Below are 26,117 nucleotides of genomic sequence, written 5' to 3' on the forward strand. Positions count from 1 at the left end.
ACATACCGAATGTAGGCGCTGGCTTGCCAGCGATAGCGCCCGTGCTGTCGCTACATCACTACCAGACACGCCGCCCCCCTATAACCTCAATTCCGCCCGCTCCTGCCGGGTCAGGCGGATTGCCAGCGCTACCCGTTGCTCCTTGCTCCAGGTGCCCAATACAGCGTATTCACGCAGGTAATCAGAACCATCATCGGGGTAGCGCGCATCCAGGCTGTCAGTTTTGCGCTCCAGTTCACGGGCCAGGGCCGAGAAGTCCGTGGCGTATTTTTTCTTCAGGTAATTGAGCCAATACTCAAGGCCCACCAGCCTTTCATCGAAGCCAGGGGTGTTTTCACGCTCCAGAACAGCTGTATACGCACGATCAAGGTCAGCCTGGGTAATCTCTGACAACTCGCTGTACAGCATGCCGGACGGCTGCCTGGGCAGCTCCAGGCGCTGTGCAAGGCCTATGCGCAAGGCCAGGCGGATCTCTGCCGGGTCAATGTCCGGGCGACTTTCGCTGATCGCCTGGGCGATGCCCTCTACTGCCTCCAGGCGGATCATTCCACGGGCGAACTTCAGCAGCGCAGCTCCGTCCTGTCCGTGCTCGGCCATTCTCAGCGCATCGAATTCCAGTACACGCCTTTCAAACTCGTTGAACATCAGGATTCGCCCATCCCCACAGGTCACCTCCGGCATCATTGCCGTCGCCCGGGCAAACAGGTCCCGCCTCATGGCCGGGTTGCTGCCGATCGCCTCCAGCACCGACCACACTCGTTGCGTCAGCTCAGCCGGCGCTTCAAGGAAATCATCGGTATTGCGCAGTTGCGACAGGGTGTAGAAAAAATCGCTGCTGCCTTCTTGTGCACTGAGGTCATCCCAAAGCCGGTGTCTTGGCGATGAGGGCGGCGTACCGCCAAACCACCGGGCCTTCTGTATCTGGGGCGCTTCAACATCAGGATGGCTCAAAGAGTAATCAGGGGAGTCGAAAGCCCCCCTCTCATCGCGATCCCGATGCCCTCGAATCATGTTCTCCAACTGTTCGTCGGTGAACCCCAGGCCATTGCCGGTATGGGCCAGGTAGGCTTGCAAGTCCTCACAGCTTTGTTGCCCAAGCCGGTTACCCGCCAGGTTGGTGCCCGCCATCAATTGACGATGTTGCGGCTCGAATGCAGTGGGGGGCAGTGTTTCGATCCAGTTGTCGTGCAAATCCAGGGTACGCAAGCGTGGCAGTTCAAATAGCCCCATGGGCCACTCATCAAGCAGATTATTCTGCAGATACAGGGCATCGAGCCGGACCTGGCCCCTGAGGTCCAGTTCGCTCAGGACATTTTCGCTGAGGTCCAGCCGTCTCAACGCGTGAAACTCGGCGATTGCCTCAGGTAAAGCGTGCAGCCCGTTGTGACTGAGCGTCAATGTCTGCACGTGAGTGAAGGCCCGCAGGAACTCGTTGGAGCCCTGGGCCGTCAGCCTGACACGGCTCAGGTTCAATTCCGTGACATGCGTGAAATGCATGGGCACTCTCGGCATATCTCCCAATGACAGGCCAGAGAAGTCCAGCACGCCAACGCCATTCAACCCGGCAATGGGGGGCGTGGGGCGCAGGGTGTGACGCCAGCTCTCCAGCAACCGGTCCGCCGCGCGCCGTCGGTCCAGCGCACTGATCCAGCCACCGTCCAGATACCCATGCACATCGATCCACTCATTGAGCACCGCCACCCACTGCCCGTACTGCCCTTCCCATTCATCGAGCCGGGCCTCGACCTGCCGTGTATCGAGACCACTGGCGCGCAGTTCAGCAATCCTTGCCGTCGCCTGCAGATCGTCCAGTGCCGGGGCCAGGCGTTGCAGGCGCGCGGCCAGGGCCAGCGGCACGGCGTTGGCGCCAGTCACTGTCGCCAGCGCCACCAGCAAATCGGGACGTCGCAGCATATCCTCGGAAAAATACTCAGGCTCACCTCCCGTCTGACCTTGGGCAAGCAGTTCACGGGGGATACCCAAGGGGGTTTCCAGTGGCCCTGACGGGGATTGCGCCCCATAGCGTCGCGCATACATCCGGGCATCGGCACGCGCCATCAGGCTGAGGCGGCAACCGCGTAAGTGGGTAACGGATAGCAACCGCTCATGCCCGCTCAACACCGCGTCAGGGATCGCGGTCACTGCGCTGTGGCTCAAATCCAGGCGCTGCAACGCCTCCAGCTCAAGCACACCCTGCGGCCAGTCCGAGATCGCGCTGTGACTCAGGTCCAGGATCTGCAATTGGTGAAGCCCGCTGACATCCAGACGACTGATTGGGTTGTACTGCAAGCGCAGGGATGACAGGCCGCTCAAACGGCTCAGGCGCGCCTGTATCGCGGGCGTCATGACCAGCCAGTTGTGGGACAGATCAAGGTGGCGCAAGGAGGAGTGCCCAAGCAGTGCCACAGGCAGTTCGGTCAGGTTGTTGCGGGCCAGGCTCAACGTGTCGAGCTGGGGGAAGTGACCCAGCCAGCCATTGATGCCTTCGAGTGACACACCGATATCGTCCAGATTCAAGCTGCGCACGTGGGCAAACCCGCTGGCCGGCACCTGTGGGAAATCAATCAGGTTGGCGCCAGACAGGTCCAGAGCCCCGGCCACAGGCGCCGCCCCGACAAGACGCTGTGCCAGGCCCTGGCGCCAGCATTCCATCAGGCGCTCAGAGGCGACCTGGCGCTCCACCTCAACCCTGCCGATGCTCGAGTCGCGATCCGACCACTGCTCAAGTTCACCGATCAGCCTGCGGTACTCCTCCTGCACGGCGCCGACCCTCTCCAGGCGCTGGCGAGAGGTCAACCCCTGTGTTCTGAAGCCAGCCAAGACGTTGTCGACAAATGCCTGGGCGCCGGGTCTCAAGCGGCCCAAGGCACCTTCGCAGTAGGCCTGCACCAGTCGCTGCTCATCGACCAGATGGGCCGGGTTGTCATGCAGGTATTCATAAACCCGCATGAAATCCTCGGGCTCATACGCAGACCAGTTCATATGCAAACCGCGCCACAAGCGCTGATGCCCGACAAACATCTCGGCTGGCACGCTGTGCAACTGGGTCCGGGCGAGGTCGAGAAATTCAAGATGTTCAAGGGCCTGGAGCCCTGTGGGCCAGGTTTGGAGCGTTCCGGATACCGTCAACCGACGCAAGGCCGTCAGCCCGCTGACATCCAGGTTTTCCAGGCTGCCCGCCAGGGATAATTGCTCAAGCCAAACCATGCGATTCAGAGCAAGCAGCACTTCGGGGGAATAGCTCAGCAAGGGCCCCGTCAGTGACAGTCCAGTAATACCCTGGAAATTGGCCAACCGTTCAGCCACCGCGCCGAGGTGGCCAGGGAGCACGTAGAGTTCCAGATGCTGCACCCGAGGAAATGGCTGGAGCAACCCTGCGGCGTCCTGGGCCAGCAATCTGGCCCCAGACAGATTCAAGGATCGCACATGGGAAAAGTCGGCCTGCAGCTCAGGGAGTGCCTGCTCTCCCCGTAGACTCAACGTCGCATGGGGCACTTGGCCGCGGTCACAACCCAGGCGCCAACAGTCGATGACATCACCCATCGAACGCATGCGTTGCTCATCGGCGCCTGCCCATTGATCAAGCGTCGTACGCAGTGTCATCAACTCACGTCGACGGTTAGCAAATAGCCGCCAGATCTGCTGAGTGCTTTCACCGTCACGCCGTCTGGCCCATACCCGTTCCTGTGCCTCGGCTTCACTGATATTGGGGTATACGCTGCGTACATGGGCGATCAGGCGGGCATCGTCTGCAAAAGGCCCGCCTCGGCCCGACAACTCATAGCCCAGGCGTCCGCTTGGCAGGCGTACCGCGGGCCTGGACCGTGGCGCACGCAACTTCAAGATGTCATGGCCGATCATGTCGCGGTGACGCCTGGCATAGGCAGCCAACGCTTGCTGCAAGCCCACCCCATCGCTAGCCAGCAATCGACGCGCCGGGTCGGGCAAGGCGTCGACGATTGCCTGCAATAGGTTGCAGCCCTGGGCGGGCGTGCTATTGAGCAAGTTGCCAGCCACATCCTGGGCCTGGAAGCTATCGCCACGTTTGACCAGGTACCTGCGCAGGGGGGCGTGCTCGTCGCCGATGCTGTCGAGCAAGGGCCCTTGGATGCTCTCTATACGCACCTCCAGGCGCAGGCCTTGGGGCCATCCGGGCAGGCGCTCCAGGCAGTGCAAGGTGACTCGGTCACCGTCAGCGCTGGCGAGCCCATCGCGATACAGCCCACTGAGCGCCCGGCTCAAGCGCCCTTGCTGCACACTGATCCGGGCCCGCAGGTCCAAACGCTCGCTGACACGCCCGTGGTCGTGCAAATGCTCAAGTTCCTGGGGGCTGGCGGTATTGAGCAACTCATCCTGGGCGCGCCTGGACAGCGAGGGAAACCGTCGTTGCAACGGCCCTGTTTGGATAAGGGGCCTGCCAGTGCCGCGTAACAGGGCGTCAAACAACGCCGACTGCCTTTGCCGTGCATAGTCGGCCAGGCGCTCGTTGAACACCTGCGCCCCCGGCGTTCCGCCCCAGCTTGAAGTACTGCCTAACAAACCGCGGATTTCTTGCTCATTCAGACCCTCCAGCACCACCTGGGCAAGCCGGCCTTGCTGCAAGTCGAGGCGGCTGATTTTCACCGATGGGCGGCTGTCATGCTCGGGCGCCGGGGCACCATAGCGAATGGAGTGCCCTGCCGGCTCCCAGCGGCCGTCGACCCACTCCTCTGTCACTGGGATGCCAGGCTGACCGCCTCGCCCGGGCGTGCCCAGCAAACGCTGCGCCTCATCCTCGCCCAGTCGCGCCGCCTCACGTGCGGCCCCGACAAAAACAACGTCCTCGAAGACCTCCAATGCCCGCCCCAATGGCCAACCGGGCATTTGCACCGCAAGGGGCAAGGCGTGCTCGTGATGGCGCTCCAGGCCGGCGCCACGACGAAGCCGCCCGATCAGATCACCGACGTCTTGATCGACCCTGAATCGCTCCAGTGTATCGGCCAGCACCGCTGGCACCGGCAATCCATCCAGATGAACTTTGCGCAGCACGTCATCACTGACACCACTCACGTCGCCGATACCCCTCAAGGTCTCATCCGAAAAGCCGTCGGTAATCGGGCCCAATCGACGAAGCAAGGTCAGGCGATCCCATGCCAAGGGGCGCTCATGGCTATGGCGCCAGGCACCTGCCCGGTTGTGTTCGAGGATCGGCCGGTACGCCAGGGGGTCGCGAGGGTGCTTGATTCGCCATTTATCGAGCTGCGGATCAAAGGTCTTTTCGTAGAGCGCGTTATCGAGGCGAACGTGCAACTGGCCGTCGACCTCATATTGCCCCAAGGCATTGGGCCGGCTTGCGGGTACAAGGGTGATGTCTTTTTTGTAGGACACAAGGTCAGGTCTCCACAAACGCACCTGACCATCAGCTAGCTTCACGGGCTCCAGTGCTTCGATAACCGGCTCAGGTTTTAGCCTGCGCAAGGCAACCCCTGCGCCCGCCGTCAGACCGAGCAAGGCAAGGTTTTGCGCAAGGTCGATCAAGTGTGCCCGGGCGGCCTTGCGATCACCCTCGCTCCACTCCTGCGTCGCCTCGAATGCCTCTTTCAGCAATTGCCCGGCCATCATTGCCATCGTGATCTCCCCCAGCACGGGCACGAACCCTGCGACCGCATTCAGGGCGAACATCTCGATATTGAGCAGCAACGCCAGTTTCTGTTTGCGCACCCTGGCATCCACATTCGCGGTGGGCACTGCATGGCTGGCCGCATCAGTGATGCACTTGTGTCGATGCCGCTCATACAGGTAGGTCCACAGATCGATTTTGTCGCTGCCAAACACCTGGCCTTTGAACGCCAGCGCCCGAGGCGCCAGAGAGGGATCCGGGTTCGCCACCTGTGGAGCCAACGGCAAGGGTGGGAAGCCTTTCAACCGCAAAGGTGTCAGCTTGCTGAGCAACTCGTAGAGTTGCCCTATGCCCGGGAAATTGGAGCCGATCCTCTCGCGCAAGGTGGCATCGGGCGCATCCTGGGTGAACTGACTGAAGTAGTGAGGGCGATCGGCATAGTCGACGAACTGGCTGAAAAAATGCTGGTACGCCGTCGGGCCGGTTATCCGCTCGGTGGGCGAACCTGGCGTTGTGAACCGTCGCTTGAGGGTCGCCAACAGCTGTGCATGATCGTCATAGCGTTTCAACGGGTGATACGGATCATGGGGTATGTAGAGGATGGGGGAGTCAAGGTGGGCATCATCAAAGGCCAGGAACAGCACGCACCCCGTCATGCGTAATCCCATCAGAGCGAGATCGCATATCCAGACCGGCTGCCCTTCCATCTGCGGCGAGCGCTCGCCGTTGATCACCGACAACACCAGGGTGTAGTCGTCCTCGGTAATGTCCTGGCATAACCGTGCCAGCTCGGCCGCCGCCCTCATTGCCGCCTTTTGACTGGCAATGAATTGTTCGCGCAGGGTGGTGTCGACCGTGGAAAAAAAATCGCTGATATAGGCTTGGTACTTTGCACCCAGGTCCAGGCTGCGGCATAACCCCAAGAATTCATGGACCTTGAGGCGACCCAACCGTACGGGTAGCAATGAGTCAGTGGATGACGCGCGCGAAGACGTCACTTTCCAGCGAAAGCCGGACGACGGGTGAAAGGCCCCCTCTTCGCATTCAGACGCCTCAAAGTTGTGCAGCGCTGCCTGCAATAGGTCCAGCTTCAGAAAATCGTAGGTTCGCGCCTCGATCTTGAAGTCACTCACCAGCAAGGACTTCCTGAGACTCAGCCACGTGGCAACCTTGGGTGCCAGGGTGACGCCGTACTGCTCTTTAAGCGCGTTGGCCAGCAGTGGCCGGGCAAAATCTTCGACCCCTTGCAAGGCAGACAGCGTCTGGTCCACCGCCGTCTGTGTGGTGAAACTTTGAACAAAACAGTCGTGCAGGCACTGGCGTTGCTCAGGTGTCGCACGCCAGTAGGCCGGCGGCAGCGCTGCGTCGAAGTGCTTGAGCGCCAGGCGGCGCTGGGCAGTGCTCTGGATCAGCCATTGCGGCGTGACGCTGATCAATAACTGTCGATGGATACTGGGCGTTGCAGGCCGCCACGGTACCGGCTCGGGCGGCACAGGCATGGGCATTGCGGGAGAGTCGTTCATGATAGGGCTCCAGGAGAAAGAGCCTGAGCACATCACAAGGACCATTGCCGTTCGTGGTAACTATGCCTCCACATTCGCCCGGCCTTGGCTATCCTGTTGGGAGCAACAACGTTACCCAGACCTCGCAGGAGGACTCATGGACGCACCGGACAATAAACCGCCGACCTTCTGGCAAATGCTTCATAGCGTGATGGCAGCCGCTTTCGGCGTACAGAGCGGCAAGAATCGCACCCGGGACTTTACCCATGGCAAGCCCAGCCATTTTGTGGTGCTGGGGATTGTGTTTACTGCGGTCTTTGCCCTGACGCTCTTTGCCATCGTCAAATTGGTGCTGCACCTGGCCGGGGTGTAGGCACGGTTACTTCAACAGCATCTGCAGGCTGAAGGGATACTGATAGTCCGCGGGCTTGCCCTGGGCCGACAGCGCGCGAAAATTCACGCTGTCGCCCTCATGACCACGCATGTCCAGCAACTGCTGGGCCTGGGGTCCGTCAATCAGCTGGAACAACTTCACCTGACGCTCGCGACCACCATGGCGCTGGATGTCCACGCCGTTGGCATCGTCGAGCAGCAACACCATGGCCCAGCCCCCCACCGTGAAATGCCCGGCCACCAAGGCGCTGACCCGCCCTTGCAGGCGCGCTTGAAGGACGTCGGGAGAACTGTTGATTGCGCTGAACAAGACCTCCTTGCCGGGGGTGCGCCCGCTGCCATCGAGGGCCTGCATAGCCCCCAGAGCCATTTCATCATTGGCCGACCAGACCAGTGTGGCCTGCGGGTAACGCTTGAACATCTGGGTCGCTTGATCAAATGCGCGCTGGCGGTTCCATTCGCCATAGACAAGCTGGCGCAGATGGACTTCAGGATGTTCGCGCAAGGCACGCTGCAGTCCCTGCTCGCGCGCCTGTGCGGTCGGTGTGTGCTTCGCTCCGGAAAACGCCAGCAAGTCCAGGCGCGCACCGGCCGGGACAGGGCCGTGTTGGCGCAGCAGCTCCTTGAGCATCAGGTAGCCGCCTTCCTCATCGTTGGCAATGATGCTGCCCATCCAGTTGGGGTATTTGCCAGCATCCAGCAGTTGTACCTGGCCTGGCGTCAGGGCGTTATTGACGATCATCAACTTGACCGGGCTGCCCTGGGCCATCCGCAAAATCTGCGGGGCGATGTACTGCTCGTTGACCACCACCAGATAATCCGGGCGCTGTGGGCCTAGTAGTGCTTCGCGGGCTTGTAGCAGGGTGTTTTGCGGGTCGCGCTCCGAATACCGCACACGCAAATCCAGGCCGAGGTCCTTGGCCGCAGCCTGCATGAATTGCGCATAGCTGACCCAGAAGGTTTCCGTGGACATACCGGGGTTGAGAAACACCACCGACGTGGCATGTGCCATCGTGCCGAACGCCATCCCCACCCACCACAAGCACCCGCAGAGAACCTTCAACATTACTGCCCGAGCCCCAGAAATTGACAGATCATGATAGTGGCAATAAGCCTTTTGATCTTGGCTATTTATCAGCAGGTCGGACAGTTTTCTGGCGATCAGTTCCGCTTATTGATGGCTGACCCAGAACACTGCGGTTGAAACCACCAGGATAATCAGAAACAAAATCGCCCAGGCGTCCACGGTACTGTCAGGTTTACGGGCTTTGGTTGGATTGCTCATCGGCATCGCCTCTTGTCGGTTTTATGGCTGATTGCACTAAGACTCGTCCACAGTAAAGTCGATGATTGCCCGCATGACAAATGTGGGTATCGCGATAACCGTTCTCATTAGTCGATTTGGTTCTTTGCATATACTAAAACATCACTTTTGCGCATAAACGCAAGCTGGTATCGTGCGCCGGCTCCGTTGGGAGTGCGCGGCCGTGCGCGCAGATTTGCCGAGAACAGGACCTATATGTACGTATACGACGAATACGATCAGCGCATCATCGAGGACCGCGTCAAGCAGTTCCGGGATCAGACCCGACGCTATCTGGCAGGTGAACTGAGCGAAGAAGAGTTCCGCCCTCTGCGCCTGCAAAATGGCCTTTATGTTCAACGCTTTGCGCCGATGTTGCGGGTGGCCGTGCCTTACGGCCAACTGACCTCGCGCCAGATGCGCATGATGGCCAAGATTGCCCGTGATTTCGACAAAGGCTACGCCCACATCAGCACCCGCCAGAACGTGCAGTTCAACTGGCCGGCCCTGGAGGACGTGCCGGACATCCTGGCTGAACTCGCCACTGTGCAGATGCACGCCATTCAGACCAGCGGTAACTGCCTGCGCAACGTGACCACCGACCAGTTCGCCGGTGTTGCCGCCGATGAAGTGATCGACCCGCGCCCATGGTGTGAGATCGTTCGTCAGTGGACGACGTTCCATCCGGAATTCGCCTACCTGCCGCGTAAATTCAAGATCGCCATCAATGGCTCGACTTCCGACCGCGCCGCGATCGAAGTCCACGATATCGGCCTGGAGCCGGTGTACAACGCCGCCGGCGAACTGGGCTTCCGCGTCCTGGTGGGGGGTGGCCTCGGACGTACTCCGGTGGTCGGCGCGTTCATCAATGAATTCCTGCCGTGGCAAGACCTGTTGAGCTATCTCGACGCCATCCTGCGCGTGTACAACCGCTATGGCCGCCGTGATAACAAGTACAAGGCGCGCATCAAGATCCTGGTCAAGGCCCTGACTCCCGAGGTGTTTGCCCAGAAGGTCGACGCCGAGATGGAACACCTGCGCGGCGGCCAGACCACCCTGACCGAAGCCGAAGTACATCGTGTGGCCAAGCACTTCGTCGACCCGGACTACAAGGCCCTGGGCAACCAGGTTAGCCAATTGAGCGCGCTCGACCAGCAGCACCCAGGCTTTGCCCGCTGGCGCACCCGCAACACCCTGGCGCACAAGCAGCCGGGCTATGTCGCGGTGACCCTGTCACTCAAGCCGACCGGCGTAGCGCCTGGCGATATCACCGACAAGCAACTGGACGCCGTCGCCAACCTGGCCGACCGCTACAGCTTCGGCCAACTGCGCACCTCCCACGAGCAGAACATCATTCTCGCGGACGTTGAGCAGAGCCAACTGTTCGCCCTGTGGGGCGAGTTGCGCGAAGGGGGTTTCGCCACACCGAACATTGGCCTGCTGACCGATATCATCTGCTGCCCGGGTGGTGACTTCTGTTCCCTGGCCAACGCCAAGTCAATTCCCATTGCCGAATCGATCCAGCGCCGTTTCGACGACCTGGACTACCTGTTCGACATCGGCGAGCTGGACTTGAACATCTCCGGCTGCATGAACGCCTGTGGCCACCACCACGTTGGCCACATCGGCATCCTCGGGGTGGACAAGAAAGGCGAAGAATTCTACCAAGTGTCCCTGGGTGGCAGTGCCAGCCGCGATGCGAGCCTGGGCAAGATCCTCGGCCCATCCTTTGCCCAGGAAGCCATGCCCGATGTGATCGGTAAGTTGATCGACGTCTACGTCGAGCAGCGCACCGAAGATGAGCGCTTTATCGACACCTACCAGCGCATCGGCATCGACCTGTTCAAGGAGCGCGTCTATGCAGCGAATCATTAAGAACAACGAAGTCGTCGACGAAACCTGGCACCTGCTGCCCAAGGATGCGTCGTTCGATGGCATCTCCAACTGCGACGACTTGATCGTGCCGCTGGCTCTGTGGCGTGAACACGGGCACGCCCTCAAGGCCCGCGATGGCGGCCTGGGTGTGTGGCTGGACGCTGATGAAGAGGCCGAAGAAATCGGTGAGGACGTGCAACACTTCCAGGTCATCGCCCTGAACTTTCCGGCCTTCACCGACGGGCGCAACTACTCCAATGCGCGCCTGCTGCGTGATCGTTATGGCTACAAGGGCGAACTGCGGGCAATCGGTGACGTGCTGCGCGACCAGTTGTTCTACCTGCACCGCTGCGGCTTCGATGCCTACGCCTTGCGCGCTGACAAAGACCCGTATGAGGCGCTGGAAAGCCTCAAGGACTTCTCGGTGACGTACCAGGCGGCTACGGACGAACCGCTGCCGCTGTTCCGGCGTCGCTAAACCTGCCCATTAAAGACCGGGTTAGAACGCTGATCCCCGACACCCTGCGAGCGTTACGCTTTCGCAGGGTGTTTTGTTTTCGCCGGCCCTCAGACTCATTAGTGGCGCTGAAGTGACCCAGGCAGTCCCCGGATAGATTCGTTGCAAACTGCGCGGACTGTTCCAAAAGACCCAGCCGCTACGGCTGAGCCTTGCTGATCTGTCAGCCCTTCTGCTTCGCTACCCACCGACCATAGGCATCGATAAACGCCTGCAGGAACAGCTTGGTTTTCTCCGACAGCTTGCCCGACTCATCGAACACACTGCCTGCGCCCCCCAGGTAGGCTTCCGGCTGCTGCATGCAAAGCACATCCAGAAACACCAGGGACTGGCGCAAATGGTGATTGGCGCCGAAGCCACCAATGGCCCCTGGCGAAACACTGATCACCGCACCTGGCTTGCCGCTCCAGACGCTCTGACCGTATGGGCGCGAGCCCACATCAATGGCATTTTTCAAGGCGGCCGGCACCGAACGGTTGTATTCAGGGGTCACGAACAACACGCCATCGGCCGCTGCCACCTGCTGGCGGAATGTTGTGTAGGCCGCAGGCGCCGTTGCGCTATCAAGGTCTTCGTTATAGAGCGCCAATTCGCCGATTTCGACGATGCTCAGCTTGAGGTTGGCCGGCGCCAACTGCGCCAATGCCTGGGCGACCTTGCGGTTGATCGACTCTTTTCTCAAGCTGCCGACCAGTACGGCAATCGTGTACACCTTGCTCATGGGGCTTTCCTGACATCTGACTAAAAGGAATTAGTAGTTATAGAGCCTTCGCCGACCTATCACCAGCAGGTAGTAGCCAATCGGCGGATGTTTTTGTTTGTAGGAAAAATAAGCGGGATATCAACGAATAGTATTTTTTCTATGTAGGTAAACTACCCATCTTAATGACGGTCTACAGAACCGCAAATCGGTGTTTTTCTCCAGAGGTTCTAAGCAGATGGCAGCAGTACTTGTCGGACAATTCCATGCCCGCGACGCGGAAGGCCGCGTTTATTCCGTGCATGAATTCCAGGAGTCCACCTCGTCAGACGGCGGTGCAGAACCGGTAATTTCCTACAAACTGGCGATTGGTGACCGGGTCAACAAGGTCGATGACAACACCTTTGTATTGGTTCAATCGCAGGTCTCCCTGACCCGCGAACCCGAAAACACGCCTGTTTGATAAGGCTGTGCCTCCAGGCAGAAGTCATATGAGCGGACTTGGGTTAGGATTCACCCGGTGAATCCCTTACCTGCTGAACATGGACTTCATGCATGCGTTTACGTCATATCGAAGTGATTCAAGCCATTTTGCAGACCGGACACCTCGGCACCGCCGCCGAATGGTTGCAACTGGCTGTGCCCGATGTGGACGCCACCCTCAAGGACGCTGAACAACAGTTGGGATTCATGCTGTTCGCCAGCGTCCGTGGGCGGTTGCAGGCCACCCGTGAAACCCTGGCCATGCAGGCGCAGATCGCCCACCTCTACGAAGCCCTGGAACCCATACAGCGCCTGGCCAGCAGCCTCAAGCACCATCATGCCCCGCCGCTGCGCACGCTCTGTACCCCCCCTTTGGCCAACCAACTGCTGCCGCAAAGCATCGCGCTGTTGCGCCGTCGCTTCCAGGACACTCCGTGCAACCTGTCCAGCCAACCGACCCGCGACATCGTCAAGAGCCTGTTGCTGCACGAGGCCGATGTGGGCCTGAGCCTGCATGACCCCGAACACCCGCAAATCACCAGTACTGTACTGGGCCAGGGCAAGTTGCAACTGCTGGCGCCCCATGGCTGGCTCAAGCCACGGCAAAAATACATCGCCCTGCAAGAACTGGCCGGCCAGTCGATAATCGGCCTGGAGGGGCAAGACCCATTGAGCCAGTTGTTGGACAGCAAGTTGCAGGCGCTGCGGCCGTTGCCGGTGATCCAGACGCGGGTGCAGACTTACCAGATGATGCGCAGCATGGTCGAGGCCGGCGAAGGGTTGGCGGTGGTCGATCCCTTTACCGCCAGCGGCGCGCGGGAGGCCGGGCTGGATACTTGTCCGCTGTCGCCGCCGATTCTGGTGAGCCTGTATGGACTGACGGCCAAGGACAATACCCCGAGCCCGGCGCTGAATGCATTGCTGGAGATTGTCACGCAGAAGGCCCAAGACCTGTTGCCTTGATCAACTGTAGGAGCCGGCTTGCCGGCGATAGCGTTCGCAGAACGCCACAGGGCGTCAGCTAAACAAGCGGTACCAGAAAATCGCCACTTCTCGCGTCTGCGGATCAATCCCGCGATAACGCAAGCGGTCGATGCCGCCCATGACATAACCGCTGCGCTCATACAGCCGGCACGCCCCCAGATTATTGTTCTGAGTCTCCAGCATCATTCCCGGCAAGTTTTTCTTGCGGCTCCAGAACTGCGCCACATCGAGCAAGGCCTTGGCCACGCCGTGCCGGCGGGCCGCAAGCACCACCGCCAGCTCGTCGACATGGGCATAACCGTTCCAATTGGTACTGACGACGATATGGCCAACCGGCCGGTCATCCAGGTAAGCCATGAATACCGCGCTGTCGTTGGCATTGCGGTAGCTGGCGAACTCCGCGGGGTCGATGCCGTAGCATTTGCGGTAAGGCAATATCTGCTCCACCGCCCATTGGTCGACAGGCTTGCCTAGCTCCGGCGTGCCATACACGCACACCTCGAAGCTGAAATCATTGCCCCATACATAGGCGTCAAATCCCTCGTCGGCGACTCGCACACTGAGTCCCGGGTACTTCGGATTCATTACAGCTTGCATAACCTTCCTTAACACCTGATGCAATCGACGGTGTAACAACGACCGTTGCCGTCGTCTTCGTGTTGTAAGCCATGCACATCGGCGACAAACCCAGGGAAACTGTTATCGAACTCCCGGGCAAAGGCCAGGTAGTCGATAATCGAGCGCGTCGATTCAGTAAAGCGCTCCCCCGGCATGATCAGCGGAATGCCTGGCGGGTAAGGCACCAGCATCACAGCTGCGATACGCCCTGGCAAAGCATCGATGGACACCGCCTCGACTTCACCGCGTACCAACTGATCATAGGCATCGGCTGGTTTCATGGCGATTTCCGGCAGCACCGTGTACATGCGCTTGAGGTGCTTGGCCGTGGCATTGCTGCGATAGCAACCGTGCAACTGGTCACACAGGTCCTGCAAACCCATGCCCTGATAGCGCGCCGGGCCTTGCTGGAACACTGATGGCAGACAGTTGGCCAGGCTGGTATTGGCGTCGTAGCTGCGCTTGAACTCCAGCAGTTCCGTGAGCAGGGTACTCCACTTGCCTTTGGTGATGCCCATGGAGAACAACACCAGGAACGAATACAGCCCGGTTTTTTCCACCACCAGGCCACGCTCCCAGAGGAATTTACTGACTACCGCCGCCGGGATGCCGCAATCACTCAAGGCACCGCCCGCTGTCAGGCCGGGCATGACCAAGGTGACTTTGATCGGGTCGAGCAAAACGTAGTCTTCGGCAATGTCACCAAAACCATGCCAGTCAGCCTCGGGCTGCAGCAACCAATCAGCCGTCGCCACCCGGTCGATACCCGCCACCGAAGGCGGTTGCCAGATGGAAAACCACCAGTCGTCAGCGGCGATATGCTGGCGCAAATTGGCCAGGGCCCGGCGAAAGCTCAGGGCCTCATCGAACATTTCCTGGAGCAGCGAACGCCCTGCTGGCCCTTCCATCATGGCTGATGCCACGTCCAGGGAAGCCATGATGCTGTACTGCGGCGAGGTGGAGATATGCATCATGAAGGCTTCATTGAAACGATCACGATCCAATTGCCGCGCCCCGCCGTCCTGCACATGAATCATCGACGCCTGGCTGAATGCCGCCAGCAACTTGTGGGTCGAGTGCGTGGTGAACACCAGCGGGCTGTCGGACGTGCGCGAGGTCCCCATGCCATAGCGCCCGGCAAAAAACTCGTGGAAAGCTGCGTAGGCGTACCAGGCCTCGTCAAAGTGCAACACTTCGACACTGTTGCCCAATTGCTGCTTGATCAACTCGGCGTTGTAACACAGGCCGTCATAGGTCGAGTTGGTCACCACCGCCAGCTTGACCCTGGGTTCGCGACCACGGGCCAAGGGGCTGGCCGCGATCTTCGCGCGTATCGACTCGCGGCTGAACTCCGTCAGTGGAATCGGGCCGATGATCCCCAGCTCATTGCGCTCAGGGCATAAGTACAGCGGGATCGCCCCGGTCATGATGATCGAGTGCAGCACCGATTTATGGCAATTGCGGTCCACCAGCACCAGGTCGTCGCGCCCGACCATGGAGTGCCAGACGATCTTGTTGGCAGTGGAGGTGCCATTGATCACGAAGAATGTGTGGTCGGCACCAAAGTTGCGCGCCGCGCGGGCTTCGGCTTCGGCCAAGGGCCCGGTGTGATCCAACAGCGAGCCCAGTTCCGGCACCGACACCGACAGGTCCGAACGCAGGGTATTTTCCCCAAAGAACTGATGAAACGCCTGCCCTACCGGGCTCTTGCGATAGGCAACGCCGCCGCCGTGGCCGGGGGTATGCCAGGAATAATTGGAATCGGCAGTGTGTTGCACCAGAGCCTTGAAGAAAGGCGGCAACAGGCCATCGAGGTAGGTACGCGCCGCGCGGGCCACCTGCCGGGCCAGGAACGGCACCGTGTCTTCGAACAGGTAGAGAATGCCGCGCAGTTGGTTGAGTTCGCTCATGGCATCGGCCGGGGCATTTTCCAGGGTGACTTGCTCGCCCAGTGCAAAGATCGGCAGGTTGGGCGCACGCAGGCGTGCCAGTCGGATCAGTTCCACCATGTTCTGCAACAGATGGGTATTTTCCCCGGCGCCTTCAGCAGCGATCAGCATGCACGCCAGGCCGTGATGGGTCGAGGCCACCAGCCGGCCTTCGGCATAGTCCACGGCGGAAAAAATACTGAACCCCTCTTGCTCCAACTCCCGGGCGATGCCCCGGACCCGATCACCCGCGACAGTGTCGGCCTTGATGTCACGGTGCACGATCAGGATGGGGAACTTCAGGTCTTTGTACATGGGGGCTTGGCGTCCTGAGGGCGATTTACTCAGGGTAGAAGCTGGGAGTGAATGTGGCGAATGAAGATTTCACGGGCAACGAATAACTAATGTGGGAATGGGTTTGTGTGGCAGCGGGCTTGCCCGCGATAGCGGTGGATCAGTAACGAATGCGCTGACTGTCACACCACAATCGCGGGCAAGCCCGCTCCCACATTTTTTGACCGCAGTTAGTGCTGGGTCAGTTGGGTCCACAACGCCGGCGCCCCCGCCGATTTGGCGATGGCTTCCAGGCGCGCCGCATGTTCGGCCATATCCTGCTCGCTGGCACGGATGATGGTGGTGGGTATGCGGTCAGCCGGCAGGCGACGAATCTCCGAAGGCCGGTTGCCTGAGCCTTCTGCTGAACCATTGCCATCGGACGCGTTGCCGGCCAGGGACAGGCTGGTCTGCCCGCCCGTCATGGTCAGGTAGACGTCGGCGAGGATCTCGGAGTCGAGCAAGGCGCCGTGCAGTTCACGGCCGGAGTTGTCGACCCCATAGCGTTTGCACAAGGCATCGAGGCTGTTGCGCTGGCCCGGGTGGCGTTCACGGGCCATCATCAGGGTGTCGAGGATCGAGCAGTGACGGGTGATGTCTGCGCGATCTGTCTGGCCCATCAACGCGAATTCATTGTTGATGAAGCCGACGTCGAACGCCGCGTTATGGATGATCAGTTGGGCGCCGTTGATGAACTCGAAAAACTCATCGGCGACTTCCGCAAAGCGCGGCTTGCCCACCAGGAATTCGTTGGTGATGCCGTGCACGCCAATGGCGCCTTCGTCACTTTCCCGGTCCGGTTGCAGATACACGTGGAAATGGCGGCCGGTGAGGCGGCGGCCCATCAACTCGACACAGCCGATTTCAATGATCCGGTGGCCATCGGTCACCGGCATGCCGGTGGTTTCGGTATCGAGTACAACAGATCGGATGGCCATTAGGGTTCAGCTCTCAACGGTGTGTATTTCAAGGGGCGGGATATTAGCACGCTCTGAAACCGAAGCGACCCACCCAGAGTTACCACAGGCTCTCGCCCCACAGTTTTTTACAAGGTTTAGCAAAGCTTGCGCAGTTTGCCATCCCCCCTCTTGGTAGCCTGCGCCGCTCCTTGCAACGCGTAGAAACCGCCCATGTCAAAACCCAACTATCTGCTCGCCCTGTGCCTGGTCGGCGCCGCCAATGCCCAGGCCACTAGCTTTGTAATGACCACCGATGCCCTGGTCAGCCTGTCGATGAGTGCCACCAAGGGCACCAGCAGCAGTTTCAAGGATGACAAAATCGTATTGGCTGCAAAGGCCGACGCAGCAGCATTTGTCGCTAGCCAAGGCGAGCTGCGCGGTGTTCAATTGGAGTCTGCATTGCAGCACATTCGTCGCACCCTGCCGGAGTTACGCGAGACTGACGAGCAACTCGCCCGTGCGATCCTTATCCTGTGATAGATGAGCGCGAACGCCCATGATTGATACCCGATATACCCTTGCACTGCTGACCACCGGCCTGTTTTTGACAGGTTGCGCGTCCCAACCCGTCGCCACTGGCCAGTTGCCGCAGATCGTCGCCCATCGCGGGGGCACAGCGGACTTCCCGGAAAACACGTTGCTGGCTATCGATAATGCCCTGGCCAATAACGTGGATATGCTGTGGCTCACGGTACAGTTGAGCCAGGATCAGGTTCCCGTGCTGTATCGGCCGACGGACTTGAGTGCCAATACAGACGGCACGGGCGCAGTGGCGGGGAAAACCCTGGCCCAACTGCAACAGCTCAATGCCGGCTGGCAATTCAAGCAGGATGGGGCCAATGGCCAGGTAACCTACCCCTACCGTGCCCATCCCGTGATGCTGCCTTCATTGCAACAAGCATTGGCAACAATCCCGGTCACGACCCCGATCATCCTCGATATGAAAGCCCTGCCCGCCGACACCCAGGCCAAAGCCGTAGCTCAGGTACTGGAGCAAAACAAGGCCTGGGACCGGGTGTTGATCTACTCCACCGATGCCAGCTACCAACAAGCGTTTGCGCAGTACCCCCAGGCCCGCCTGTTCGAGTCCAGGGATCGGACACGCGACCGCTTGGCCAATGTAGCCCTGGCTCACAGCTGCCAGCCGGCCCCCCAAGCGGGGAGTTGGGTGGCGTTTGAGTATCAGCGCAAGGTTGAACTGGTGGAAACCTTTACTCTTGGAGAAGCACGCTCACCGGTCAATGCCAAGCTGTGGACAGCGCCGGCCATCGACTGCTTCCAGTCCAAGGGCAAAGTGCATATCCTGGCGATCGCCATTAACAACGAAGACGACTATCGGGCGGCGGCATGCCGCAATATCGACGCGGTACTGGTGGACTCGCCCCGCACGATGCGAGGCGTGAAGCAGCGGCTCGAATGGCCACTGCGGTGTGACTGACGCTTAGCTCTGCTTGTAGCCGCGCACTTCATCCACGCCACGATTGGCCAGTTGGTCGGCCCGCTCGTTGCCTGGATGGCCGATATGCCCGCGCACCCACTTCCAGGTGATGTTGTGGCGGTTGCACTGTTCATCCAGCAACTGCCACAGGTCGGCGTTCTTCACCGGCTCCTTGGCAGCGGTTTTCCAGCCGCGCTTTTTCCAGTTGACCATCCACTCGTTGATGCCTTTCATAACGTATTGCGAGTCCGTCACCAACAACACATCGCAACGGCGCTTGAGCTCTTCCAGGCCGCGAATGGCGCCCATCAGTTCCATGCGGTTATTGGTAGTGTTGGCTTCACCGCCCCACAACTCTTTCTCCACGCCCTTGCACACCAGCAAGGCGCCCCAGCCGCCGGGACCAGGATTGCCCTTGCAGGCGCCATCGGTAAAGAGTTCTACGCTATCGGTCATTACGCTATCCATCAAAGCGGGTTGCCGGCAATCGACCGGCAGTTCCCGAGGTCGAACACTGCGACCTGAATTCCAGAAAAGTGATTTATGGCTCGCTGGAGCGACGGTTGACCTTGGCCAGGGGCATCGGTACCAGCTTGCCCATGGACTCTCGCCGTACCTGGCTCACCGGCCGCAGCCCGACCACGATCTTGCGGGCCACCAGTAGGTAGAAACCGCCACCGGACAACTGCCAGGCCCCAGCCCGGCGCTCCCAGCCAGCCAAACGGCCCTGCCACTTGGGCGAGGCAAGCGGCGGACGATAGCACCCGAAGCGGCGTTTCTCCAGCGCGAAGCCCAGCAGGTTCAACCAGTCGCTGACCCGTGAGGGCGCAATGCAGCGGGCCTGGCGTAGCGCATCATGGGCGAACACGTGCCGCAGCCCCCATGAACTCCAGGGGTTGATACCCACAATCAATAAATGGCCACCCGGGCGCACGGCGCTGGCCGCCTCACGCAGCAAACCATGGGGAGACAGGCAGAAATCCAGGCCGTGCTGCATCACCACCACATCGGCGGCGTGCTCGCTCAAAGGCCAGGCCTGTTCCTCGCAGACAATCTCGACCCCCGGCAACGGCGCGCCCAGGCGTACATTGCGCTGCACCTGGGGCGCAGACGGCGGGTTCTGGGCCGAAGGGCCGTAATGCACCAGGTAGCCGCCAAAGAAGCGCTCCAGCTCTTCCTCGAGCATAAGTCGCTCCTGTTCCAGCAGGAATTGCCCGATCGGCCCGGACAGCCATTCACGGGCCGCGCTGATCAAGGCCAGCCACTCGGGATCGGCCTGGGCGAACGCTTTATCAGTCATTGCATTCTCCAACTCGCCAAGACGTTCTAAGATGCACCAATGTGTTCAGCTTGGCGAATAGAAGAATGATACAGATCAGTGCCCTGCCCGCCTTCACCGATAACTACATCTGGTTGTTACAGGACCATCGCGAGCATCGTTGCGCCGTGGTCGACCCCGGTGATGCCGCGCCGGTTCTGGCCTGGCTCGATCATCATCCGGGCTGGATCCTCAGTGACATCCTGGTGACCCACCATCACCCCGACCACGTGGGCGGCGTAGAGCAGCTCAAGCAGGTATCGGGCGCTACGGTCTATGGCCCGGCCAACGAAAAAATCCCGGCTCGTGACGTCGCGCTCAAGGATAACGACCGTATTGAGGTACTGGGCTGGGAGTTCGAGGTGCTGGCCGTGCCGGGGCATACCCTGGGGCATATGGCCTTTTACCACCACGGCTTGCTGTTCTGCGGCGATACCCTGTTCGCTGCCGGTTGCGGACGTTTGTTCGAAGGCACGCCCGAACAGATGTACCACTCACTGGAGCGCCTGGCTGCCCTGCCGGTCGACACCCTGGTCTACTGCACCCACGAATACACACAAAGTAACCTGCGCTTTGCCCAGGCCGTGGAACCGGATAACGCCGATATCGCCGAGCGGGTGGCAAAAGTCAGCGAACTCAGGGCAGGCGGCAAGATGACATTACCGTCGACCCTGGCCCTGGAAAAACTCACCAACCCTTTTCTGCGTACCGCTGAAACATCCGTTAAACAAAAAGCGGACGAGCGGAATGGCCGTGATAACCGCTCTGGGAGCGAGGTGTTTGCTAGCTTGCGTGCTTGGAAAGATACGTTCTAAGCAGAAGGGTTCTGATACGCAATTTCTGAATGGTTGACCGGAACCAAAGCGCTTTCTAGAATCGCCCGACATTTTTGCCCGGAACTAACTTCCAGCCAATGTCGTCATCTATTCGTAAATCCAACCATTCAGACGCATTGACCCGCCTGGCTCAAGCCATTGCGGTGGCCGTTTCCGCAACTCTGGCGGGCTGCCAAACCACCCATTACCCTGCACAATCCACCGTGCAACCCAAACCTGTATTTACTGCCAAGATCAAGCAAAAACCCCTTTGGCTCTCAGAGACGCCAAGCCCACAGGTGCCCCAGGATGTCTGGGAACGCATGCGCCAGGGGTTCCAATTGCAGGACGGGGCCGGCGTCAACCCACGTATCGAACAGCAACGCCTGTGGTTCGCCAGCAACCCCTCATTCCTGGAGAACGCCGGCGAACGCGGCAGTCTCTATATTCACTACATCGTCGAACGCCTTGAAGAACGCAACATGCCCCTGGAGCTGGCCCTGCTGCCAGTCATTGAAAGTGCCTACAACCCAATGGCCTATTCGCGCAGCGATGCCGTCGGCCTGTGGCAGTTCATTCCCTCCACCGGGCGCTACTTCAACCTGCGCCAGACCCGCGCCTACGATGGCCGCCGCGACATCACCGCCTCCACCACCGCGGCCCTGGACTACTTGACACGTCTGCATGACATGTTCAATGGCGACTGGCTGCTCGCCCTGGCGGCCTATAACGCCGGCGAAGGTACGGTCAGCCGGGCCATCGAGCGCAACGAAAAGCTCGGCCTGCCAACCGACTACTGGAACCTGCCGCTACCCCAGGAAACCAAGGACTACGTGCCCAAGTTCCTGGCGCTGTCCCAAGTGGTGCTGGCCCCCGAGGCCTATGGCGTCAACCTGAACCCGATTGCCAACACGCCCTACTTCGAAGTGGTTGAAGTCAAGCAAAGCATGGACCTGTCCCGGGTCGCAGCGCTGGCCGAGATCGACGAAGACGAACTGTTCCAGCTCAACCCAGCCTTCAAGCAACGCACTACCCTGGACGGCCCCCAGCACCTGCTGGTGCCCACCTCCAAGGCGCAATTGCTGGCCAGCAGCCTGTCCTCGATGAATCCCGAGGAGTTGTTGAGCCTGCGCCCGAAAAAGCCGGTGTTTGACGAAGTCGAACACAAGGCCGTGGCCGGGCGCTCACGTAGCTACAAGGTCAAGAGTGGCGACAACCTGACGCTGATTGCCAAGGCCAACAAGGTCGATGTGCATGACCTGCAGCGCTGGAACAAGCTCAATGGGCAAGCCTTGAAAGTCGGCCAGACTCTGGTGATGCAGGACACCCGCAAAGTCGTGGCCAAGGCGGGTGGCAAGAAGCCGGTGCAGTACAAGGTCAAGAAAGGTGACTCGCTGTACATGGTTGCCAAGCGCTTCAACGTCGAGATGCAACATCTCAAGCGTTGGAACCCGCGCACGGGCCAAGCGCTGAAACCAGGCCAGATGCTGGTCGTTTCCGGGCCAAGATAAACCGAGTGCAATCAGGCTTGTTTGGGAGCTGGCTTGCCAGCTCCCACATTTGATTCGGGCACCACTCAAGATCCCACTGGGCCTGAAAGTGGCCTTTTCAACAGTCTTTTTCCAAATGGAACAAGCTGTTACTGTACCGATCATAAAGCCCAAGCCGCCTGGATCGGATCTCTGACTTGAAGCGTCCCCTCCTTCTACTAATAAGTCTGGCCTTGAGCTTTTCCACGAACGCGAGCATTACCGAGAGCCACGGTTATGCGCAGTTCGGTACGCTCAAATACCCGGCCAAATTCACCCACTTCGATTGGGTAAACCCCGCAGCGCCCAAGGGCGGCACCTTGCGGGTCATGGCCTTTGGCACGTTTGACACCCTCAACCCCTATACCTTCAAGGGCTCCAGCCCCGTCTCCACCGCCAACTTCCTGCAATACGGGGTCAATGAGCTCAACGAGCCGCTGATGGTCGGTACCGGCCAATACGCACCTTCCGGCGATGAACCCACCTCCAGCTATGGCCTGATTGCCCAATCGGTGGAGTACAGCGAAGACCGCAGCTGGGTGGTATTCAACCTGCGCCCGCAAGCGCGGTTCCATGATGGCAAGCCCATCACCGCCGACGATGTGGCGTTTTCCTATCGCACGCTGCTGACCGAAGGCCACCCGCAATACCGCACCAACCTGCAGGAAGTGGCCCGGGTGGATGTGCTCACCCCCCAGCGCATCCGCTTTGTATTCAAACGCGCTGGCAACCCGCTGCTGATCTTGCGCCTGGGTGAGTTACCGGTGTTACCCCAACATTACTGGAAGAACCGCGACTTCAAGGCCACCACCTTCGAGCCACCCCTGGGCAGTGGGCCCTATCGGATCAGCCAGGTCCAGCCGGGCCGGCAATTGGTGTTCGAGCGGGTCAAGGACTATTGGGGCAAGAACCTGCCGGTTAATCGCGGGTTCTACAACTACGACAAGGTCGAGGTAGAGTTCTACCGAGACAGCGACGTGGCCTTTGAAGCGTTCAAGGCCGGCGAGTTTGACATCTATATCGAACACCAGGCCAAGAACTGGGCCAATGGCTACAACTTCCCGGCAGTCAATCGTGGCGAGGTGATCAAGGCGCAGATCGCCCATCAGATCCCGACCCAGAGCCAGGGCCTGTTCATGAACAGCCGCCGTGCCACCTTCAGCCAGGCCAAGGTCCGTGAAGCGCTGGGGCTGATGTTCGATTTTGAATGGACCAACCGCACCCTGTTCAGTGGCGCCTATAAACGCACCCTGAGCTACTACCCCAACAGCGAATTCTCCGCCAGCGGCCTGCCGGTGGGGCATGAATGGCTGATGCTCTCGCCCTATCGCGAGCAACTGCCCGCCAATCTGTTTACCCAGGCCTTCAGCCTGCCGCAGACCGACGGACGCGGCATCCCCCGGGAAACCCTGCGTCGCGCCCTTGGCCTGCTGGCCGAAGGTGGCTGGAAACTCTCCGGCCAGCGCCTACTCAATAGTGATGGGCAGCCGCTGCGTTTTGAAATCCTGCTGGTCAATCCGAACCTGGAGCGGATCCTGCAACCCTATGTGGAAAACCTGCGCAGTATCGGCATCGATGCACGCTTGCGCACCGTGGACCGCGCGCAGTACAAGCAGCGCCTCGACCAATTCGACTTCGACATGATCCTGATGACCCTCAACCAGACCCTCAGCCCCGGCCTTGAGCAGTGGCAGTACTTTCACTCCAGCCAGGCCGCGGTCAAGGGCAGCAAGAACTACGCGGGCATCGCCAACCCGGTGGTCGACCACCTGCTGGAACAGTTGCTCGCCGCGCAAACCCGCGACCAGCAAATCGCCGCCGGCCGGGCCCTGGACCGGGTCCTGCTATGGCAGCACTACAGTATTCCCAATTGGTATCTCAACTATCATCGCCTGGCGTACCGCAATCGGTTCGCCTTCGTGACCACGCCGCCCTATAGCCTGGGCCTGAGCGCGTGGTGGCTGAAAGCTTCGGAGAAACCCCAATGATGGCTTTGCGTACTGCGATTTTTAGTGGCCTGTTGTTGTGCACCCAAGCCATGGCCGGCCCCCAACATGCCTTGACCCTGTATGACGAGCCGCCCAAGTACCCGGCCAATTTCAAGCACGTCGACTACGTCAATCCGGACGCGCCCAAGGGCGGTACCTTCCGTGAGGCGGCCATGGGCAGCTTCGACAGCCTCAACCCGTTTATCAGCAAGGGCGTGCCCGCCGACAATATCGGCCTGGTCTATGACACCCTGGCCCAGCAAGGCCTGGACGAACCCATCACCGAGTACGGCCTGGTCGCCGGCAAGATCGAAAAAGCCCCGGACAACAGTTGGGTACGCTTTTACCTGCGCCCGGAAGCGCGCTTCCATGATGGCCATCCGGTACACGCCGAAGACGTGGTGTTCAGCTTTGAGACCCTGATCAAACAGGGCAGCCCTATCTACCGCACCTACTATGCCGACGTCGCCGAGGTAGTGGCCGAGGATCCGCTGCGGGTCTTGTTCAAGTTCAAACACACCAGCAACCGCGAACTGCCGCTGATCCTCGGCCAGTTGCCGGTGCTGCCCAAACATTGGTGGGCCGGGCGCGACTTTGCCAAGAGCAGCCTGGAAATCCCCCTGGGCAGCGGCCCTTACAAGGTGGCCGAGGTCAAGCCGGGGCGTTCGATCCGCTACGAGCGGGTCAAGGATTACTGGGCCAAGGACCTGCCGCTCAACAAGGGCCTGTACAACTTCGATTACCGCATCAGCGATTACTACCGTGACAGCACGGTGGCCCTGGAAGCGCTCAAGGCCGGGCAGTTCGACTATTGGCAGGAAACCACGGCAAAGAACTGGGCCAATGCCTACAACGTGCCGGCCGTGGCCGAGGGGCGCTTGATCAAGGAAGAGCTGCCCAACGGCAATCCCACCGGGATGCAGGGCTTTGTGTTCAATATCCGCAAGCCGATGTTCCAGGACGTGCGGGTGCGCAAGGCCATCAGCCTGCTGCTGGACTTTGAATGGAGCAACAAGCAACTGTTCAACGGTGCCTATACCCGTACCCGCAGTTATTTCGAAAACTCGGACATGGCCGCCACCGGCCTGCCCGGCCCCGCCGAGCTGGCGATTCTTGAACCATTGCGCGGCCGAATCCCACCGCAAGCGTTCACCGAAGCCTTCGCCCCGCCGAAAACCGACGCCAGCGGCATGATCCGCACCCAGCAGCGCGAAGCCTACCAGCTGTTGCAGGAAGCCGGCTGGCGCATCGTTGACGACAAGATGGTCGACACCACAGGCAAGCCGGTAAGCATCGAGTTCATGCTGTTCCAGACCGATTTCGAGCGCATCCTGCTGCCCTTCAAGCGCAACCTGGCAGACCTGGGCATCGAGCTGGTGATCCGTCGGGTCGATGTCTCGCAGTACGTCAATCGCGTGCGCTCGCGGGATTTCGACATGATGGTCGGCAGCTTCCCGCAATCCTCCTCACCGGGTAACGAGCAGCGTGAATTCTGGCAATCGAGCAGTGCCGACAACCCCGGCAGCCGCAACTACATCGGCCTCAAGGACCCGGCCATCGACGAATTGGTGGAACAGTTGATCAACGCCGACTCACGCAGCAGCCTGGTGGCCCACGCCAAGGCCCTGGACCGGGTCCTGCAGTTTGGCTACTACGTGATCCCCAACTGGCACATCAAGACCTACCGCGTGGCCTATTGGAATCACCTCGGCCATCCCAACGTCCCGCCGCGCTATGACGTGGGCATCAACACCTGGTGGATCAAACCCGACACACCGCCGGCAATGAAGCCGCCCACAGACACCAGCGCCGGCCCGGCAAGCGGAGGCGACTGA

At 60.2% G+C, this 26,117-nt stretch carries 19 protein-coding genes; 11 read left to right on the forward strand and 8 right to left on the reverse strand.

Features of this window, described 5'->3' with window-relative positions; all coding sequences use genetic code 11:
* Nucleotides 1-78 precede the first annotated feature (78 nt).
* Nucleotides 79-7,122 (reverse strand): NEL-type E3 ubiquitin ligase domain-containing protein, encoded by a 7,044-nt coding sequence (locus HZ99_RS27360; protein WP_144243150.1) that lies wholly within the window; start codon nt 7,120-7,122, stop codon nt 79-81.
* A 136-nt stretch (nt 7,123-7,258) separates the two neighbouring features.
* Between HZ99_RS27360 and HZ99_RS04155 the strand changes: the two genes are divergently transcribed.
* Nucleotides 7,259-7,474: a DUF2970 domain-containing protein gene (locus HZ99_RS04155; RefSeq protein ID WP_038441527.1), complete on the forward strand. Its 216-nt coding sequence runs from the start codon at nt 7,259-7,261 to the stop codon at nt 7,472-7,474.
* A gap of 6 nt (nt 7,475-7,480) precedes the next feature.
* On the opposite strand, the gene HZ99_RS04160 is transcribed toward HZ99_RS04155, so the two are convergent.
* A complete protein-coding gene (locus tag HZ99_RS04160; protein ID WP_038441528.1) occupies nt 7,481-8,560 on the reverse strand; it encodes an ABC transporter substrate-binding protein in 1,080 nt (359 codons plus the stop codon).
* Nucleotides 8,561-9,013: 453 nt separating this feature from the next.
* Between HZ99_RS04160 and HZ99_RS04165 the strand changes: the two genes are divergently transcribed.
* Nucleotides 9,014-10,672, forward strand: a complete 1,659-nt coding sequence (locus tag HZ99_RS04165) for a nitrite/sulfite reductase (protein WP_038441529.1) — start codon at nt 9,014-9,016, stop codon at nt 10,670-10,672.
* Complete coding sequence (locus HZ99_RS04170) at nt 10,656-11,150, forward strand: DUF934 domain-containing protein (RefSeq protein WP_038441530.1); 495 nt, start codon at nt 10,656-10,658, stop codon at nt 11,148-11,150. Before HZ99_RS04165 ends, HZ99_RS04170 begins: the two co-directional genes overlap by 17 nt.
* 202 nt (nt 11,151-11,352) lie before the next feature.
* Here HZ99_RS04170 and HZ99_RS04175 read toward each other — a convergent pair whose 3' ends face one another.
* Nucleotides 11,353-11,910 carry an NADPH-dependent FMN reductase gene (locus HZ99_RS04175; protein ID WP_038441531.1) on the reverse strand — a complete coding sequence of 186 codons (558 nt, stop codon included), beginning with the start codon at nt 11,908-11,910 and terminating at the stop codon, nt 11,353-11,355.
* 217 nt (nt 11,911-12,127) lie between these two features.
* Here HZ99_RS04175 and HZ99_RS04180 point away from each other — a divergent pair, with 217 nt between their 5' ends.
* Nucleotides 12,128-12,352, forward strand: a complete 225-nt coding sequence (locus HZ99_RS04180) for a hypothetical protein (protein ID WP_038441532.1) — start codon at nt 12,128-12,130, stop codon at nt 12,350-12,352.
* A gap of 92 nt (nt 12,353-12,444) precedes the next feature.
* Entirely contained in the window at nt 12,445-13,335 is an 891-nt protein-coding gene (locus HZ99_RS04185) for a LysR substrate-binding domain-containing protein (protein WP_038441533.1), read from the forward strand.
* 54 nt (nt 13,336-13,389) lie between these two features.
* Here the strand turns inward: HZ99_RS04185 and HZ99_RS04190 are convergent, their stop codons facing one another.
* The 3 genes from HZ99_RS04190 to dnaQ all read right to left on the reverse strand — a co-directional run bounded on the left by HZ99_RS04190 (nt 13,390) and on the right by dnaQ (nt 17,167).
* Complete coding sequence (locus HZ99_RS04190) at nt 13,390-13,953, reverse strand: GNAT family N-acetyltransferase (RefSeq protein WP_080727657.1); 564 nt, start codon at nt 13,951-13,953, stop codon at nt 13,390-13,392.
* A gap of 8 nt (nt 13,954-13,961) precedes the next feature.
* A complete protein-coding gene (locus tag HZ99_RS04195; RefSeq protein WP_038441535.1) occupies nt 13,962-16,217 on the reverse strand; it encodes an Orn/Lys/Arg decarboxylase N-terminal domain-containing protein in 2,256 nt (751 codons plus the stop codon).
* A 209-nt stretch (nt 16,218-16,426) separates the two neighbouring features.
* The gene (dnaQ, locus tag HZ99_RS04200) at nt 16,427-17,167 is read right to left on the reverse strand and encodes a DNA polymerase III subunit epsilon (protein ID WP_181883255.1); all 741 of its coding nucleotides are present in this window, start codon (nt 17,165-17,167) and stop codon (nt 16,427-16,429) included.
* A gap of 198 nt (nt 17,168-17,365) precedes the next feature.
* Between dnaQ and HZ99_RS04205 the strand changes: the two genes are divergently transcribed.
* The gene (locus HZ99_RS04205; RefSeq protein WP_038441537.1) at nt 17,366-17,671 is read left to right on the forward strand and encodes a DUF2388 domain-containing protein; all 306 of its coding nucleotides are present in this window, start codon (nt 17,366-17,368) and stop codon (nt 17,669-17,671) included.
* Between the two features lie 19 nt (nt 17,672-17,690).
* Nucleotides 17,691-18,632 (forward strand): glycerophosphodiester phosphodiesterase family protein, encoded by a 942-nt coding sequence (locus HZ99_RS04210; protein WP_080727658.1) that lies wholly within the window; start codon nt 17,691-17,693, stop codon nt 18,630-18,632.
* Between the two features lie 3 nt (nt 18,633-18,635).
* On the opposite strand, the gene rnhA is transcribed toward HZ99_RS04210, so the two are convergent.
* Both rnhA and HZ99_RS04220 read right to left on the reverse strand, forming a co-directional pair.
* Nucleotides 18,636-19,088, reverse strand: coding sequence for a ribonuclease HI (gene rnhA, locus HZ99_RS04215; protein WP_029291380.1), 453 nt, complete (start codon nt 19,086-19,088; stop codon nt 18,636-18,638).
* Between the two features lie 85 nt (nt 19,089-19,173).
* Nucleotides 19,174-19,932 (reverse strand): class I SAM-dependent methyltransferase, encoded by a 759-nt coding sequence (locus HZ99_RS04220; protein ID WP_038441538.1) that lies wholly within the window; start codon nt 19,930-19,932, stop codon nt 19,174-19,176.
* 65 nt (nt 19,933-19,997) lie between these two features.
* Between HZ99_RS04220 and gloB the strand changes: the two genes are divergently transcribed.
* The 4 genes from gloB to HZ99_RS04240 all read left to right on the forward strand — a co-directional run bounded on the left by gloB (nt 19,998) and on the right by HZ99_RS04240 (nt 26,117).
* A complete protein-coding gene (gloB, locus tag HZ99_RS04225; RefSeq protein WP_038441539.1) occupies nt 19,998-20,765 on the forward strand; it encodes a hydroxyacylglutathione hydrolase in 768 nt (255 codons plus the stop codon).
* Nucleotides 20,766-20,863: 98 nt separating this feature from the next.
* Nucleotides 20,864-22,276 carry a lytic transglycosylase domain-containing protein gene (locus HZ99_RS04230; RefSeq protein ID WP_038441540.1) on the forward strand — a complete coding sequence of 471 codons (1,413 nt, stop codon included), beginning with the start codon at nt 20,864-20,866 and terminating at the stop codon, nt 22,274-22,276.
* Between the two features lie 176 nt (nt 22,277-22,452).
* Nucleotides 22,453-24,282, forward strand: a complete 1,830-nt coding sequence (locus HZ99_RS04235; RefSeq protein WP_038441541.1) for an extracellular solute-binding protein — start codon at nt 22,453-22,455, stop codon at nt 24,280-24,282.
* The gene (locus tag HZ99_RS04240; RefSeq protein WP_038441542.1) at nt 24,279-26,117 is read left to right on the forward strand and encodes an extracellular solute-binding protein; all 1,839 of its coding nucleotides are present in this window, start codon (nt 24,279-24,281) and stop codon (nt 26,115-26,117) included. The genes HZ99_RS04235 and HZ99_RS04240 overlap by 4 nt, the downstream gene beginning before the upstream one ends.

Origin of the sequence: Pseudomonas fluorescens, assembly GCF_000730425.1 — a bacterium.
Classification (GTDB): domain Bacteria; phylum Pseudomonadota; class Gammaproteobacteria; order Pseudomonadales; family Pseudomonadaceae; genus Aquipseudomonas; species Aquipseudomonas fluorescens_X.

Coding starts and splice junctions, on each gene's coding strand:
- HZ99_RS27360 (WP_144243150.1), bottom strand. CDS start 7,122: ATGAACGACTCTCCCGCAATGCCCATGCCTGTGCCGCCCGAGCCGGTA.
- HZ99_RS04155 (WP_038441527.1), top strand. CDS start 7,259: ATGGACGCACCGGACAATAAACCGCCGACCTTCTGGCAAATGCTTCAT.
- HZ99_RS04160 (WP_038441528.1), bottom strand. CDS start 8,560: ATGTTGAAGGTTCTCTGCGGGTGCTTGTGGTGGGTGGGGATGGCGTTC.
- HZ99_RS04165 (WP_038441529.1), top strand. CDS start 9,014: ATGTACGTATACGACGAATACGATCAGCGCATCATCGAGGACCGCGTC.
- HZ99_RS04170 (WP_038441530.1), top strand. CDS start 10,656: ATGCAGCGAATCATTAAGAACAACGAAGTCGTCGACGAAACCTGGCAC.
- HZ99_RS04175 (WP_038441531.1), bottom strand. CDS start 11,910: ATGAGCAAGGTGTACACGATTGCCGTACTGGTCGGCAGCTTGAGAAAA.
- HZ99_RS04180 (WP_038441532.1), top strand. CDS start 12,128: ATGGCAGCAGTACTTGTCGGACAATTCCATGCCCGCGACGCGGAAGGC.
- HZ99_RS04185 (WP_038441533.1), top strand. CDS start 12,445: ATGCGTTTACGTCATATCGAAGTGATTCAAGCCATTTTGCAGACCGGA.
- HZ99_RS04190 (WP_080727657.1), bottom strand. CDS start 13,953: ATGCAAGCTGTAATGAATCCGAAGTACCCGGGACTCAGTGTGCGAGTC.
- HZ99_RS04195 (WP_038441535.1), bottom strand. CDS start 16,217: ATGTACAAAGACCTGAAGTTCCCCATCCTGATCGTGCACCGTGACATC.
- HZ99_RS04205 (WP_038441537.1), top strand. CDS start 17,366: ATGTCAAAACCCAACTATCTGCTCGCCCTGTGCCTGGTCGGCGCCGCC.
- HZ99_RS04210 (WP_080727658.1), top strand. CDS start 17,691: ATGATTGATACCCGATATACCCTTGCACTGCTGACCACCGGCCTGTTT.
- rnhA (WP_029291380.1), bottom strand. CDS start 19,088: ATGACCGATAGCGTAGAACTCTTTACCGATGGCGCCTGCAAGGGCAAT.
- HZ99_RS04220 (WP_038441538.1), bottom strand. CDS start 19,932: ATGACTGATAAAGCGTTCGCCCAGGCCGATCCCGAGTGGCTGGCCTTG.
- gloB (WP_038441539.1), top strand. CDS start 19,998: ATGATACAGATCAGTGCCCTGCCCGCCTTCACCGATAACTACATCTGG.
- HZ99_RS04230 (WP_038441540.1), top strand. CDS start 20,864: ATGTCGTCATCTATTCGTAAATCCAACCATTCAGACGCATTGACCCGC.
- HZ99_RS04240 (WP_038441542.1), top strand. CDS start 24,279: ATGATGGCTTTGCGTACTGCGATTTTTAGTGGCCTGTTGTTGTGCACC.